General features: G+C 65.1%; 14 protein-coding genes. 9 read left to right on the top strand and 5 right to left on the bottom strand.

Features of this window, described 5'->3' with window-relative positions:
* Positions 1-52 precede the first annotated feature (52 nt).
* Complete coding sequence (locus EL191_RS00730) at positions 53-367, bottom strand: c-type cytochrome (RefSeq protein ID WP_026041915.1); 315 nt, start codon at positions 365-367, stop codon at positions 53-55.
* Between the two features lie 190 nt (positions 368-557).
* Here EL191_RS00730 and EL191_RS00725 point away from each other — a divergent pair, with 190 nt between their 5' ends.
* From EL191_RS00725 to EL191_RS00700, 6 genes are all read left to right on the top strand, one after another.
* A complete protein-coding gene (locus tag EL191_RS00725) occupies positions 558-1,337 on the top strand; it encodes a CbbQ/NirQ/NorQ/GpvN family protein (protein WP_041975778.1) in 780 nt (259 codons plus the stop codon).
* Positions 1,321-1,902, top strand: coding sequence for a cytochrome c oxidase subunit 3 (locus tag EL191_RS00720; protein WP_017361093.1), 582 nt, complete (start codon positions 1,321-1,323; stop codon positions 1,900-1,902). Before EL191_RS00725 ends, EL191_RS00720 begins: the two co-directional genes overlap by 17 nt.
* A gap of 5 nt (positions 1,903-1,907) precedes the next feature.
* Positions 1,908-2,144, top strand: a complete 237-nt coding sequence (locus tag EL191_RS00715) for a cytochrome C oxidase subunit IV family protein (protein WP_041975776.1) — start codon at positions 1,908-1,910, stop codon at positions 2,142-2,144.
* Positions 2,145-2,549: 405 nt separating this feature from the next.
* The gene (locus EL191_RS00710) at positions 2,550-2,990 is read left to right on the top strand and encodes a c-type cytochrome (RefSeq protein WP_013713289.1); all 441 of its coding nucleotides are present in this window, start codon (positions 2,550-2,552) and stop codon (positions 2,988-2,990) included.
* Between the two features lie 3 nt (positions 2,991-2,993).
* Complete coding sequence (locus EL191_RS00705) at positions 2,994-4,403, top strand: cbb3-type cytochrome c oxidase subunit I (protein ID WP_013713288.1); 1,410 nt, start codon at positions 2,994-2,996, stop codon at positions 4,401-4,403.
* A 75-nt stretch (positions 4,404-4,478) separates the two neighbouring features.
* Positions 4,479-6,320 (top strand): VWA domain-containing protein, encoded by a 1,842-nt coding sequence (locus EL191_RS00700; RefSeq protein ID WP_041975773.1) that lies wholly within the window; start codon positions 4,479-4,481, stop codon positions 6,318-6,320.
* A gap of 153 nt (positions 6,321-6,473) precedes the next feature.
* Here the strand turns inward: EL191_RS00700 and EL191_RS00695 are convergent, their stop codons facing one another.
* Together EL191_RS00695 and aspA are read right to left on the bottom strand one after the other, a co-directional pair.
* On the bottom strand, positions 6,474-7,727 hold the full coding sequence (locus tag EL191_RS00695; RefSeq protein ID WP_026041914.1) for a dicarboxylate/amino acid:cation symporter: 1,254 nt from the start codon (positions 7,725-7,727) through the stop codon (positions 6,474-6,476).
* 131 nt (positions 7,728-7,858) lie between these two features.
* Positions 7,859-9,283: an aspartate ammonia-lyase gene (aspA, locus tag EL191_RS00690; protein WP_013713285.1), complete on the bottom strand. Its 1,425-nt coding sequence runs from the start codon at positions 9,281-9,283 to the stop codon at positions 7,859-7,861.
* A 246-nt stretch (positions 9,284-9,529) separates the two neighbouring features.
* Between aspA and EL191_RS00685 the strand changes: the two genes are divergently transcribed.
* Positions 9,530-10,435 (top strand): LysR substrate-binding domain-containing protein, encoded by a 906-nt coding sequence (locus EL191_RS00685; protein WP_041975771.1) that lies wholly within the window; start codon positions 9,530-9,532, stop codon positions 10,433-10,435.
* A gap of 131 nt (positions 10,436-10,566) precedes the next feature.
* Here the strand turns inward: EL191_RS00685 and EL191_RS00680 are convergent, their stop codons facing one another.
* Positions 10,567-11,661, bottom strand: a complete 1,095-nt coding sequence (locus EL191_RS00680; RefSeq protein WP_041975769.1) for a polyamine ABC transporter substrate-binding protein — start codon at positions 11,659-11,661, stop codon at positions 10,567-10,569.
* A 64-nt stretch (positions 11,662-11,725) separates the two neighbouring features.
* A complete protein-coding gene (locus EL191_RS00675) occupies positions 11,726-12,754 on the bottom strand; it encodes a histone deacetylase family protein (protein WP_041975767.1) in 1,029 nt (342 codons plus the stop codon).
* Between the two features lie 212 nt (positions 12,755-12,966).
* Here EL191_RS00675 and EL191_RS00670 point away from each other — a divergent pair, with 212 nt between their 5' ends.
* Together EL191_RS00670 and EL191_RS00665 are read left to right on the top strand one after the other, a co-directional pair.
* On the top strand, positions 12,967-13,236 hold the full coding sequence (locus EL191_RS00670) for a PepSY domain-containing protein (RefSeq protein WP_041975765.1): 270 nt from the start codon (positions 12,967-12,969) through the stop codon (positions 13,234-13,236).
* Between the two features lie 53 nt (positions 13,237-13,289).
* The gene (locus EL191_RS00665; protein WP_041975763.1) at positions 13,290-13,592 is read left to right on the top strand and encodes a PepSY domain-containing protein; all 303 of its coding nucleotides are present in this window, start codon (positions 13,290-13,292) and stop codon (positions 13,590-13,592) included.
* Positions 13,593-13,600 lie beyond the last annotated feature (8 nt).

Below are 13,600 nucleotides of genomic sequence, written 5' to 3'. Positions count from 1 at the left end.
TCCCCGAACGCCTGCCCTCTGATTGATGATCTGGCCGCGGTCGGCCAGGGCGTCACTTCAGTGTCAGCACCCATTCGGCCAGGGTCTTGGCTTCCTCCTCGGTAACCGGATTTGGTGGCATCGGCATGGCGCCCCAGACGCCGGTGCTGCCGTTCTTGATATGGCCGGCGAGCACGTCCGCCGCACCGTCGACGCCTGCGTTCTTCGCTGCCACGTCCTTCAGAGCCGGGCCGACCAGCTTGGCCTGCACACTGTGACAGGCACCGCAGGGCTTGCTCTTGAACAGCTCCTCGCCGGACGCAGCATGGGCATTGGACAGGGCCGCCAGACTCAGCAGGGCCGCCAGCGGAATCAGCGCTTTCTTCATGGTCACTTCCTCATCGCATGTTTGGCCTGCCGGATGCAGCTGGCGGCTGGCACATTGTTCGGAAGGGATCATAAACAGAGTCATTTGCCGCAGCGCTTGACCGTAATCAAGTCCGTCGCGCGTGGCGCTTGAGAGCGCCCATCCGCCCCCGCTAGCGTGCAGCCGAACCCGTAGCGAAACAGGAACCGTCATGCACGACACCCCCTTCTATCAGGTACAGGGCGACGAACAGCTGCTGTTCGAGCAGGCCTGGCAACAGCGCATGCCGGTTCTGCTCAAGGGCCCGACCGGCTGTGGCAAGACGCGCTTCGTCCAGCACATGGCGCAGCGCCTGCAGTTGCCGCTGTACACCGTGGCCTGCCACGACGACCTGAGCGCCGCGGACCTGGTCGGCCGCCACCTGATCGGCAGCGAAGGCACCTGGTGGCAGGACGGCCCGCTGACCCGCGCGGTGCGCGAGGGCGGCATCTGCTACCTGGACGAGGTAGTCGAGGCGCGCCAGGACACTGTGGTGGTCATCCACCCGCTGGCCGATGACCGCCGTGAACTGTACCTGGAGCGCACCGGCGAAATCCTCCAGGCGCCGCCCGATTTCATGCTGGTGGTGTCCTACAACCCCGGCTACCAGAATCTGCTCAAGGGCATGAAGCCCAGCACCCGTCAGCGTTTCGTGGCGCTGCGCTTCGATTACCCCGGCGTCGAGCAGGAGTGCCAGATCGTCGCCCGCGAGGCGAACGTCAACGAGTCGCTGGCGCGCCGCCTGGTCTCCCTCGGCCAGGACATCCGCCGCCTCGAGCAGCATGACCTGGAGGAGGTGGCCTCGACCCGCCTGCTGATCTACGCCGCGCGCCTGATCCATAACGGCATGGACGCCCGCACGGCGTGTCGCGCCTGTTTGGCCGAACCGCTGTCGGACGATGCACAGACGGTCGCTGCACTGATGGATCTGGTCGATGTCCACTTCGGCTGAGCGCCAGGTCGCCCGCCTGCCGGGCGACCTGGCGATGTGGCTGTTCATCCTCGCCGAGCTGACGGTGTTCGCCCTGCTGATCCTCAGCTTCGCCATCACCCAGGCGCTATCCGGCGCGCAATTCGCCGCCAGCCGGGCGCTGCTCGACGGCTCCATCGGCCTGGCACTGACCCTCAGCCTGCTCACCGCCGGTTTCTTCGCGGCACTGGCCGTGCACCGGGTACGTGCCGGTCACGCTCGCCAGGCCAGCGCCTGGCTGCTCGCCGCGCTGGCCAGCGGCTGCGTCTACGTGGTGCTCAAGGGCCGCGAATTCGGCCATCTGATCGACGCCGGGCTGGATCTGGAGTACGACCGCTTCTTCACCCTGTACTGGATTCTCGGCGGCTTCCATTTCCTCCACGTGTTGCCCGGCCTGCTGCTGTTCGGCTGGCTGGCCTGGCGCTGCCGGCGCGGCGTGTACACGCAGGCCGGCAAGCACGGCGAGCTGGAGTCGTGCGTCCTGTACTGGCACATGGTCGATCTGATCTGGGTGCTGCTGTTCCCCTTGCTCTATCTGCAGAGGTAAGGCAGATGAACACTTTCCTGTGCTGGCTGGGCCTGGTAGTGCTGTCGCTGCTGAGCCTGTGGCTGGTCACCGCGCCGGTCGCCTCCTGGGCCGCCCTGGCATTGTCGGCGGCAGCGCTGGGCAAGGCCTGGCTGATCGTCGATGGCTTCATGGAGTTGCGCCACAGCCCGCGCCTATGGCGTGTGTCGTTGCTGGCGTGGTCGCTGTGCATGGCGAGCGCGCTGTACTTCGGCACGCCCTGAGCGAGCCGGAGACCCTGTTCGCGAACACGTCCGCCGCCACAAAAGAGGGTCGCGCTTCTTGACTGTGGCAGCGGACGGGTCCGCGGCATCTTCACCCCCAACGCCGACATCGTGCCGCTGTGCTGGCGGTTCGCGGACAAGTCCGCTCCCACAAGAGCCCGAGAGCGGTGCCGCCCTCACTCGCGAGCAAGGCTAGGCGCCCGTCGCTCCCACGAAAGAACTGCGAGCGGCGCCTTTCCCGTGGGAGCGGACTTGTCCGCGATCTTTGCACCCGCCCGGAATCCGCCGCCAACCCGAGTTCCCCTATCCCCCCAGTACTGCGATTCCGCCTTCTTGATCGCCATCAAGCGGTTTTCCCGGGGTGCCGTCCGAAAATGACCTCGCCAAGCCTTTGAGGACATGACCATGTCGGAAACCTTCACCAAGGGAATGGCCAGAAATATCTACTTCGGGGGAAGCGTGTTCTTCATCCTGATATTCCTGGCCTTGACCTTCCACAGCGAACAAACCTTCCCCGAACGCACCAACGAACACCTGATGAATGAAGCAGTGGTGCGCGGCAAGCTGATCTGGGAGCAGAACAACTGCATCGGCTGCCACACCCTGCTGGGCGAGGGCGCCTACTTCGCCCCGGAACTGGGCAACGTGTTCATCCGCCGTGGTGGCGAGGAACAGTTCAGCAGCTTCCTGCATGCCTGGATGGCGGCCCAGCCACTGGGCGTTCCCGGCCGCCGCGCGATGCCGCAATTCAACCTGAGCGACAAGGAAGTGGACGATCTCGCCGAGTTCCTCAAGTGGACCTCGAAGATCGATACCAACGACTGGCCGCCAAACAGGGAGGGCTGAGAAATGACCACTGCCAATCCGCATCTGAAATTCGCCTCGCAAGCCGTGGCCAAACCCTACTTCGTGTTCGCCCTGATGCTGTTCGTCGGGCAGATCCTGTTCGGCCTGATCATGGGCCTGCAGTACGTGGTCGGTGACTTCCTGTTCCCGTTGATCCCCTTCAACGTGGCGCGCATGGTGCACACCAACCTGCTGATCGTGTGGCTGCTGTTCGGCTTCATGGGCGCGGCCTACTACCTGATCCCCGAAGAGGCCGACCGCGAACTGCACAGCCCGAAACTGGCGATCATCCTGTTCTGGGTGTTCGCCATCGCCGGCGTGCTGACCATCCTCGGCTACCTCGCGGTGCCCTACGCCACACTGGCCAGGATCACCGGCAACGAACTGCTGCCGACCATGGGTCGCGAGTTCCTCGAACAGCCGACGATCACCAAGGCCGGTATCGTGGTGGTCGCCCTGGGCTTCCTCTACAACATCGGCATGACCCTGCTCAAAGGTCGCAAGACCACCGTTAGCGTGGTGATGATGACCGGCCTGATCGGCCTCGCGGTGATGTTTCTGTTCTCCTTCTTCAACCCGGAAAACCTCGCCCGCGACAAGTACTACTGGTGGTGGGTGGTGCATCTGTGGGTGGAAGGCGTGTGGGAACTGATCATGGGTTCGATGCTGGCCTTCGTGCTGATCAAGATAACCGGCGTCGACCGCGAGGTGATCGAGAAGTGGCTCTACGTGATCATCGCCATGGCCCTGATCACCGGCATCATCGGCACCGGCCACCACTACTTCTGGATCGGCGCACCGGGTGTGTGGCTGTGGCTGGGTTCGATCTTCTCGGCCCTGGAACCGCTGCCGTTCTTCGCCATGGTGTTGTTCGCCTTCAACATGGTGCGCCGTCGTCGTCGCCAGCATCCCAACCGTGCCGCCGGCCTGTGGGCACTGGGCACTACCGTGACCGCATTCTTCGGCGCCGGCGTGTGGGGCTTCCTGCACACCCTGGCACCGGTGAACTACTACACCCACGGCACCCAGCTCACCGCAGCGCATGGCCACCTGGCGTTCTACGGTGCCTACGCGATGATCGTCATGACCATGATCTCCTACGCCATGCCGCGCCTGCGGGGCATCGGTGAAGCACCGCAGGAGCGCGCCCAGCGCGTCGAGATCGCCGGTTTCTGGCTGATGACCATCTCCATGGTGCTGATCACCCTGCTGCTGACCGCCGCCGGCGCCGCGCAGATCTGGCTGCAACGCTGGCCGAGCGACAACGAAGCGATGGCCTTCATGGCCACCATGGACCAGCTGGCGCCGTACTTCTGGGCACGCCTGGTTGCCGGCATCGGCTTCGCCCTCGGCCTGGTCTGCTACCTGCTGAGCTTCGTGCAGCGCAAGAACGTCGTCATTGCCACGGCCTGATGATGTCCTGTGGGAGGGCAGCAGCCGCGAACATCGCCGCTGTTGCGCCTCCCACGTCTTTTTTCTGGAGGCCGCATGGCGTTCAGCATCGAAGTCGAGGAATGGGTCGGTAGCGTCTGGCACCGTTTCATCACCCGCCGCAGCGACCCGGACTTCACTCACGCCCAGGTGCAGCTGAGCGACCAGCAGCGCGCCCTGGCCCTGCTCTTTCACGCCATCGGCGGCGCCAGCGCAGTGCAGATCCAGGCCGTGCAGCCGCGCGAACTGCTGCTGCGACGCAGCCTGCTGCAACAGGTCGCCGGTACCTGTCGGCAGATGCCGGTGGCCTGGCGCGACGCGCAGAACATGCGCCTGCCGCCGACCCTCGCCGTGTTCCCGCAGGCCGAGCTGAACCGTGAGCTGTACCGCTGGCTGGCGATGCTCGGCGCAGTCGCCGACGACATGCGCCACTGGGGGCGTGACAACCAGCGCTGGGTGAACGAGTTGCTGGGACGCTACCCGGCCATGCGCCCTCGCTACCAACGGCTGGTCGATGCGCACCTGCGCCTGCGCCCCGCCCCCGACAGCCTGCCGCCCGCCAGTGCGGCGCTGGAGCGCGACCTGCGCCAGGCGCTGCGCGAACCCGGCAGCGTCACCCATTTCGCCCATGACGAACGCGCCCCCTGGCCATTGCCGCTGTGGTTGTATCCGCCGCAGGGCCAGGGCCCCGGCGCCTCCAGCGAACTGCCCGAGGAGGGTGAGGGCAGCGCCCGCAACCCCAACCCGGCGCAACGTTCACTGCGCAAACGCGCCTCGCGTACCGACGACACCAGCGGCAAGGGCGGCCTGCTGCTGTTCCGCCTGGAAAACCTGTTCAGCTGGTCCGAACATGTGCAACTGGACCGCTGCAACGATGACAGCGAGGACCTCGATGCTGCCCGCGTGGCCGAGGACCTCGACGAGCTGACCCTGTCGCGCCAGCGCACGCGCAAGGGCGGCGGCCTGCATCTGGACCTCGACCTGCCATCACCGGAGCAGGACGACCTGCCGCTGGGCGCGGGCCTGCACCTGCCGGAGTGGGATTACCGCCGCTCGGCCCTGCTCGAACGCCACGTCAGTCTGCAGCTCTTCTACCCGCGCGCGGCCGAGGCGCAGCCATTGCCGACGCACCTGGCACTGCCCGCACGGCGTCTACGCCGCCAGTTCGAGGTACTGCGCAACGACCGCCAGTGGCTGCGCCAGCAACCGCAGGGTAGCGAGCTGGACCTCAGCGCATGGCTCGACTTCCAGGTGCAGCGTCTACAGGGCAGGGCCTGCGAGAAGGGCCTGTTTCTCGAACAACGCAGCACCCGCCGCGAGCTGGCCTGCCTGCTGCTCGCCGACCTGTCGATGTCCACCGAATCGCACCTCAACGACGAGCAACGGGTCATCGACGTCATCCAGGACAGCCTGCTGCTGTTCGCCGAAGCGCTGTCGGCGGCCGGTGATGATTTCGCCCTGTATGGCTTCTCCTCGCTGCGCCGCCAGCAGGTGCGCATGCAGGAGCTCAAGCAATTCGGCCAGCGCTACGACGAGCAGGTCCGCGGGCGCATCCTCGCCGTGCGCCCCGGCTACTACACGCGCATGGGCGCGGCCATCCGCCAGGCCACGCGCTTGCTCGGCGAGCGCCAGCAGAGCCAGCGCCTGCTGTTGCTGGTCACCGATGGCAAGCCCAACGACCTCGACCTCTACGAGGGCCGCTACGGCGTGGAGGACACCCGCGAGGCGGTGCTCGAAGCCCGCCGCGCCGGCGTACTGCCGTTCTGCATCACCATCGACCAGCAGGCCGGCGACTACCTCCCGTACATGTTCGGCGCCAGCGGCTACACGCTGATCGACAAGCCGCAGCATCTGCCGCTGTACCTGCCGCAGTTGTATCGGCAACTGACCAGGCGCTGAACGAACGTGTGATGGGGATGTAGTGGGAGCGACAGGGCGCCTGCAGCCGAATAAAAAAAAGGGATGGCCGAGGCCATCCCTGAAGGGTGAGGCTGGTGAGGCCTCCTATGAAAAACGAATGTGCCAGGCTGTGGACAGCCTGGCGGGCAAGACTCAGGCAACGTTGTCGCTGTTGTAGATCTCGCGGTCCAGCTCCTTCTCGCTGCGTGCGACCAGTGTGGTGGTCATCAGGTCACCGGCGACGTTCACCGTGGTGCGCGCCATGTCGAGGATGCGGTCGATACCAGCGATCAGCGCCACGCCTTCCAGCGGCAGACCCACCGAGCTCAGCACCAGGCCAAGCATGATCAGCCCGGCGCCGGGGATGCCGGCGGTGCCGATGGAGGCCAGGGTGGCGGTGAGGATGATCATCAGGTACTGCCCGGCATTCAGGTCGATGCCGAAGGCCTGAGCGATGAACAGTGCCAGCACGCCCTGGTAGATCGCGGTGCCGTCCATGTTGATGGTGGCGCCCACCGGCAGCACGAAGCCGGCCACGCCCTGCGATACGCCAAGGTTCTTGCGCGCACACTCGATGGACACCGGCAGGGTGCCGGAGCTGCTCGAGGTACTGAAGGCCACCGCCAGTGCCGGGGCGATGCCACGGAAGAAGCGCAGTGGGCTGAGACGCGCCAGGCCGCCGATCAGGCCGCCATAGATCAGCAGCAGATGGGCGAGGCTGGCCAGGTAGATCACCCCGATCACGCCAGCCAGCGGCAGCAGCACCTCGATGCCATGGGAAGCGACCACGCCGGCGATCAGTGCGAACACGCCGATGGGAGCGAAGCGCATCACCAGGTCGGTGAGCTTGTAGAGCACCTCGGCCAGGCTGTCGAATAGGCGAATCGTCGGGGCCGCCTTCTCGCCGACCAGGTTCATGCTCAGGCCCAGGGCGATGGCGAAGACGATGATCTGCAGGATGTTGCCTTCGGCGAAGGCGGTCACCGGGTTGGTCGGCACCAGGCCCACCAGTATCTCTACCAGCGAAGGCGCCTGCTTGGCCTCCATGGTGCCGTTGGCGACCATCTGCATGCCCTCACCGGGGCTGAACAGGGTGCCGAACAGCAGGCCGATGCTCACCGCGAAGGCGGTGGTGATCAGATAGATGGCGATGGTCTTGACGCTGATGCGACCGAGCTTGGCGCTGTCGCTCATCGAGGTGATGCCGGCCACCAGGGAAACGAACACCAGCGGCACGATGAGCATCTTGATCGCATTGAGAAACAGCGCGCCGATCGGTGCCAGCGCCAGGGCGACGCTCTTGAACAGCATGCCGATCACGACACCAAGCACCAGACCGAAGAGGATCTGCTGCCACAGCGGCACGCGGGCTAGGAAGGAGGGGGAAGCGGTGTTGCTCTGACTCATGTGGTTGTACACCCGGATTGTCGTTGTTGTGGGGGCCGTCTCTGCGGTCTTCTGCGGTGCCGCCCCAAGCACAGGTTCGAGGGCGGAAATGAACACGCCGCCCAAAGAGGCGGCGTGCGTCATTCGATGAATCAGCCCTGCAGCGGAACCAGACGCGGGGCGATCATGTTCTCGGGGCGCAGGATGTCGGCCAGGGTGGCCTCGTCCAGCAGCTGCTCCTCACGCACCAGTTCCAGCACACCGCGCCCGCTTTCCAGGGCGACCTTGGCGATACGGGTGGCATTCTCGTAACCGATGTAGGGGTTGAGCGCGGTGATCAGACCGATGGAGTTTTCCATCAGTTCACGGCAGCGGTCTTCGTTGGCGGTGATGCCGTCGATGCACAGCTCGCGCAGCATGTCCATGGCGCGGGTCAGCAGGCGGATCGAGTCGAAGATCTTGTAGGCGATCAACGGCTCCATCACGTTCAGCTGCAGCTGGCCGCCTTCGGCTGCCATGGTCAGCGCCAGGTCGTTGCCGATCACTTCGAAGGCCACCTGGTTGACCGCCTCGGGGATCACCGGGTTGACCTTGCCCGGCATGATCGAACTACCCGGCTGACGCGCCGGCAGGTTGATCTCGTTGATGCCGGTACGCGGGCCGCTGGACAGCAGGCGCAGGTCGTTGCAGATCTTCGACAGCTTGACCGCGGTGCGCTTGAGCATGCCGGAGAACAGCACGAAGGCGCCCATGTCACTGGTGGCTTCGATCAGGTCGGCAGCCGGGGTCAGCGGGTGACCGCTGATGATGGCCAGGCGCTTGACCGCCAGGGCCTGGTATTTCGGGTCGGCGTTGATGCCGGTGCCGATGGCGGTACCGCCCAGGTTGACTTCGGTGAGCAGAGTCGGCGCCAGCAGTTTCAGGTGCTGCAGGTCTTCGCCGAGGGTGGTGGCGAAGGCACGGAATTCCTGGCCGAGGGTCATCGGTACGGCGTCCTGCAGCTGGGTGCGGCCCATCTTCAGCACGTGGCCGAACTCCAGGCCCTTGGCGGCGAACGACTGGATCAGCTTGTCCAGCGCGCTCAGCAGGCTGTCGTGGCCGAGCAGCAGACCGAGGCGGATGGCGGTCGGGTAGGCGTCGTTGGTCGACTGCGCCATGTTCACGTCGTTGTTCGGGTGCAGGTGCTGGTACTGCCCCTTCTCATGACCCATGGCTTCGAGGGCGATGTTGGCGATCACCTCGTTGGCGTTCATGTTGGTCGAGGTGCCGGCGCCGCCCTGGATCATGTCGACCACGAACTGATCGTGGAACTCGCCCTGGATGATGCGTGCGCAGGCCGTGCTGATCGCCGTGTGCTTGGCGGCGGACAGGTGGCCCAGCTCGCGGTTGGCGTCAGCCGAGGCCTGCTTGACCATGGCCAGGCCGATCACCAGCTTCGGGTAGTGCGACAGCGGCACGCCGGACAGGCGGAAGTTCTGTACGGCGCGCAGGGTCTGGATGCCGTAATAGGCATCGGCAGGGACTTCGAGGGTACCGAGCAGGTCTTTTTCGACGCGAACAGATGCAGCAGAGGACATGATAGAGATGACTCTTGGGAAATACGGCGAGTGCCGCGATGCCCATAGAATATGGGCTCTAACCGCGCCGCGACCAATGCCGTTACTTGCTGCCCTATGCACAATCGGCATAATGTTGATGTGACGTCGATCGCTGCTGCGGCGTACATGACCTCCGAGGGAGGGGCTTCAGCCGCGACCGCTCGCCACTGAAACGCCTCCCACGATTCACGCCCCATCTACCGGGTCTTTCCTCGGGAGCCTGCGATGAACCTGGAAACCAAATGGCTGGAAGACTTCGTCGCCCTGGCCGCCACCCGCAGCTTCTCCCAGGCGGCCGAGAAGCGCTTCGTCACCCAGCCCGCGTTCAGCCGGCGTATCCGCAGCCTGGAAGCGATGCTCGGCCTGACCCTGGTCGACCGCTCCTGCACCCCCATCGAGCTGACCGAGGCCGGCCGCCTGTTTCTGGTCACCGCGCGCAGCCTGGTCGAGCAGCTCGGCGAGGTGGTGCGCCACCTACACAATCTGGAAGGTCAGCAGGGCGAGGTGCTGTCGATTGCCGCCGCCCACTCGCTGACCCTGGGCTTCTTCCCCGAATGGATCGCTCGCCTGCGCCGCGAAGGCCTGCCCCTGACAACCCGCCTGGTGGCGACCAACGTCGGCGAGGCGGTGCACTCGCTGCGTGAGGGCGCCTGCGACCTGATCCTCGCCTACTACGATCCCGATGCCGCGCTGCAGATGGACCCGGCGATCTTCCCGTCGCTGCACCTGGGCGCGACCTCGATGCTGCCGGTATGCGCGGTGAACGAGTCCGGCGCACCGCTTTACGACCTCGACAATGGCCAGAGCGTACCGTTGCTGGCCTACAGCGCCGGCGCCTTTCTCGGGCGCTCGGTCAATCTGCTGCTGCGCCAGCGTGCGCTGCGCTCGACTACCGTGTACGAAACGGCCATGGCCGACAGCCTCAAGAGCATGGCCCTGCAGGGCATGGGCGTGGCCTGGGTGCCCAGGCTATCGGTGACGGCAGAACTGGCGCGCGGCGAACTGGCCATCTGCGGCGGCGAGCAGTGGCAGATCCCGCTGGAAATCCGCCTGTACCGCTGCGCCCTGGTGCGCAAGGCGGCGGTGCGCTTGCTGTGGCGCAAGTTGGAGACGGGGGAAGTGGGCGGCTGAGCTTTTAGCCAGGGTGCGCAACCGCGCTGGCTTTAGCAGGACGACGACATTCGCGGCTGAAGCCGCCCCTACAAAAAACTGCAACCTCTGCAGGAACGGCTGGGCGGCCTTGCGCTTCGCCCGCGATGACCTCACTTACCCGACTTGATCGACGTCCACGCCCGCGTACGCACGCGCTCGATCTTCTGCGGCAGTGGCTGCACCACGTACAGCGACTTCTGCAGCTCCGGCGTCGGCGTCAGGTCGTGGTCGTCGGCAATGTCCTTGCCCACCAGTTGCATGCCCGGCACGTTGGGGTTGGGGTAGCCGAGGAAATCGCTGATCGGCGCGATCACCTTGGGTTCGAGCAGGTGGTTGATGAAGGCGTGAGCTTCGTCGACGTTCTGCGCGCTCTTGGGGATGGCCCAGGTGTCGAACCAGATCGGCGCGCCTTCCTTGGGCAGACGCCAGTTGATCGTCACACCGTTGCCGGCTTCCTTGGCGCGGTTGGCGAACTGGTAGAAGCTGCCGGAATAGCCGACGGCCACGCAGATGTCGCCGTTGGCGATGTCGGTCATGTACTTGGCCGAATGAAAGTAGGTCACGTACGGGCGCACCTTGAGCAGCAGCTCGGTAACCTTGTCGTAGTCGGCCGGGTTGGTGCTGTTGGGGTCCAGACCCAGGTAGTGCAGGGCGATGGGGATGATCTCGGTGGGCGAGTCGAGCATGGCCACACCGCAGGATTTCAGCTTTTCCATGTACTCGGGCTTGAACACCAGATCCCAGCTGTTGACCGGCGCATCGTCGCCGAGCGCGGCCTTGACCTTGTCCGGGTTGTAGCCGATCAGCACGGTGCCGTACATGTAGGGCACGCCGTACTGGTTGCCCGGATCGTTCTTCTCCAGAAGACCAAGCAGCACAGGATCGAGGTTCTTCCAGTTGGGGATCTTCGACTTGTCCAGCTTGGCGAACACGCCGGCCTTGATCTGGGTTTCGAGGAACTGGTTGGAGGGGATCACCAGGTCATAGCCGGAGTTGCCGGTGAGCAGCTTGGCCTCCAGCGCCTCGTTGGTCTCGAAGGTGTCCCAGGTGATCTGGATACCGGACTCCTTCTGGAAGTCCTTGGGCACGGACGGCAGGATGTAGTCCGCCCAGTTGTATACACGCAGCTCCTTGGCCTGTACCGCACCGCTGAGCAGTGTGGCGCCGCACAGGGCGGCGCCAAGCATCTGTTTGATGGCTTTCATCGTTCTAGCACCCCTGAAATATTGCTCTTGTTTGGCAGATTTCTGATTGCTGAAGAGGCGCCTCTCAGGCGCCCTCGAACCCTTCCAGTACGTTGACCGCGTTGACCCCGATGGCCTCCACCGCGTAGCCGCCTTCCATGATGAACAGCGTCGGCAGGCCCAGCGCGGCAATACGCCGGCCCATGGCCAGGTAGTCCGGGCTGTCGAGCTTGAACTGCGAAATCGGGTCTTCCATGTAGGTGTCCACGCCCAGCGACACCACCACCACCTCGGCGCCGTACTCGGCGATGCGCTGGCAGGCCTGCTCCAGCGCCGCACTCCAGGTTTCCCAGGAGCTGCCCATCGGCAACGGGTAATTGAAGTTGTAGCCCTCGCCGGCGCCCTCGCCCAGTTCGTCGGCATAACCGAGGAAGAACGGGAACTCCTCGGCCGGGTCGCCGTGGATCGAGGCGAACAGCACGTCGCTGCGCTGGTAGAAGATGTCCTGGGTGCCATTGCCGTGGTGGTAGTCGACATCGAGGATGGCCACCTTCCGGCGACCCTGGTCGAGGAAGGCCTGGGCGGCGATGGCGGCGTTGTTCAGGTAGCAGTAGCCGCCCATCACGTCGCCTGCGGCATGGTGGCCTGGCGGACGGCACAGGGCGAAGGCGCTGTGGGCGCCGTTGGCGATCTCCTGCTGGGCGCTGAGCGCCACCTGCGCGGCGCTGTAGGCGGCCTGCCAGGTACCGGCAGTGATCGGCGCACCGCCGTCGAAGCTGTAGTAGCCAAGCTGGCCGTGCAGGTCATTGGGGATCATCCGCCGCAGGGTGCGCGCAGGCCAGGTGAACGGCAGCAGGTCGCCCTTGCCGCCCTGCTCCTGCCAGCGCGCCCAGGCACCCTTGAAGAACTCCAGGTAAGCCTTGCTGTGAATGCGTTCGATGGGCGCCAGGCCAAAGTCCCTGGGTGCGCGAACCTCGCCGAGCTGGCGGTTCTTCACGCGGGCGAGGATGTGGTCGGCGCGCTGCGGCTTCTCGAAACAGGGCATCAGTTGCCCGTCGATCAGCTCGCATTTGCCATGGTGCAGGTGGTGGTCGTCGCTGTAGTAGGTGAGCATGCAAAGCGCTCCAGGCTCGTTGTTGTGCCTGCATTGTTCGCCTGCTCGGCCAGCGTCGAGAACGCTGGTAACGGCCAAAAGGGGATCGAAATGGCCAAATTGCGCTGCCACCCGGATGCTCGCCGACAAGATGTAACGGGGTGTGAGCCTTAAGCTTTCGTTAAGCCTGTGCGCCGAAGGTGACGGCTCCGAACCCCATCAGGAGCCTCACCATGCGCCGTCTACTGCTCGTTTCCGCCCTGCTCGCCTGCGCCGCGCCGGCCTTCGCCAAGACCGAATGCACCACCGCTGATCGCGCCACCTGGCAAGACCCGGAGCAGTTCCAGGCCAAGCTGGTGGCCGATGGCTACAAGATCAACAAGTTCAAGGTCACCGAAGGCAACTGCTACGAGATCTACGGCTTCGACAAGGAAGGCCGCAAGGTCGAGATCTACCACGACCCGGTCAGCGGCAAGGCCGTGAAGAGCGAGATCGAAGACTGATCGCAGCCCGGCGCCGGCCCTGGCGGCCGGCGCCTCGTGACGAGAGCCTCGCCATGCCTCACCTAGCCCGCATCGCCCTGGGCGGCCTGCTGCTGCTCGGCGCCACGCCGCTGCTGGCCGACACCGACTGTGCCCGCCCTGATCGCAGTGCCTGGATGCCCGAGTCGCAGTTCCGCGAGCAGATGAAGCGCCAGGGCGTGCAGATCACCAAGTTCCGTATCACCCCCGGCCACTGCTACGAGATCTATGGCTTCGACCGTGACGGCCGCAAGCTGGAGGTCTACTACGACCCGGTCGACGCCCGCCCGGTAGAAGAAGTCGCCAGCTCGCACCTGGCCTCGCCAGGACATCCCTGAACCCCCGA

The sequence above is a fragment of the Pseudomonas mendocina genome (assembly GCF_900636545.1).
GTDB classification, from domain to species: Bacteria; Pseudomonadota; Gammaproteobacteria; order Pseudomonadales; family Pseudomonadaceae; genus Aquipseudomonas; species Aquipseudomonas mendocina.
Note: the sequence above shows the minus strand (reverse complement) of the source record. Positions and strands in the feature narration are given on the sequence as shown.

Bases quoted from the DNA above. Each gene is read 5' to 3' on its own strand.
- EL191_RS00730 (WP_026041915.1), bottom strand. From the start codon at position 367: ATGAAGAAAGCGCTGATTCCGCTGGCGGCCCTGCTGAGTCTGGCGGCC.
- EL191_RS00725 (WP_041975778.1), top strand. From the start codon at position 558: ATGCACGACACCCCCTTCTATCAGGTACAGGGCGACGAACAGCTGCTG.
- EL191_RS00720 (WP_017361093.1), top strand. From the start codon at position 1,321: ATGTCCACTTCGGCTGAGCGCCAGGTCGCCCGCCTGCCGGGCGACCTG.
- EL191_RS00715 (WP_041975776.1), top strand. From the start codon at position 1,908: ATGAACACTTTCCTGTGCTGGCTGGGCCTGGTAGTGCTGTCGCTGCTG.
- EL191_RS00710 (WP_013713289.1), top strand. From the start codon at position 2,550: ATGTCGGAAACCTTCACCAAGGGAATGGCCAGAAATATCTACTTCGGG.
- EL191_RS00705 (WP_013713288.1), top strand. From the start codon at position 2,994: ATGACCACTGCCAATCCGCATCTGAAATTCGCCTCGCAAGCCGTGGCC.
- EL191_RS00700 (WP_041975773.1), top strand. From the start codon at position 4,479: ATGGCGTTCAGCATCGAAGTCGAGGAATGGGTCGGTAGCGTCTGGCAC.
- EL191_RS00695 (WP_026041914.1), bottom strand. From the start codon at position 7,727: ATGAGTCAGAGCAACACCGCTTCCCCCTCCTTCCTAGCCCGCGTGCCG.
- aspA (WP_013713285.1), bottom strand. From the start codon at position 9,283: ATGTCCTCTGCTGCATCTGTTCGCGTCGAAAAAGACCTGCTCGGTACC.
- EL191_RS00685 (WP_041975771.1), top strand. From the start codon at position 9,530: ATGAACCTGGAAACCAAATGGCTGGAAGACTTCGTCGCCCTGGCCGCC.
- EL191_RS00680 (WP_041975769.1), bottom strand. From the start codon at position 11,661: ATGAAAGCCATCAAACAGATGCTTGGCGCCGCCCTGTGCGGCGCCACA.
- EL191_RS00675 (WP_041975767.1), bottom strand. From the start codon at position 12,754: ATGCTCACCTACTACAGCGACGACCACCACCTGCACCATGGCAAATGC.
- EL191_RS00670 (WP_041975765.1), top strand. From the start codon at position 12,967: ATGCGCCGTCTACTGCTCGTTTCCGCCCTGCTCGCCTGCGCCGCGCCG.
- EL191_RS00665 (WP_041975763.1), top strand. From the start codon at position 13,290: ATGCCTCACCTAGCCCGCATCGCCCTGGGCGGCCTGCTGCTGCTCGGC.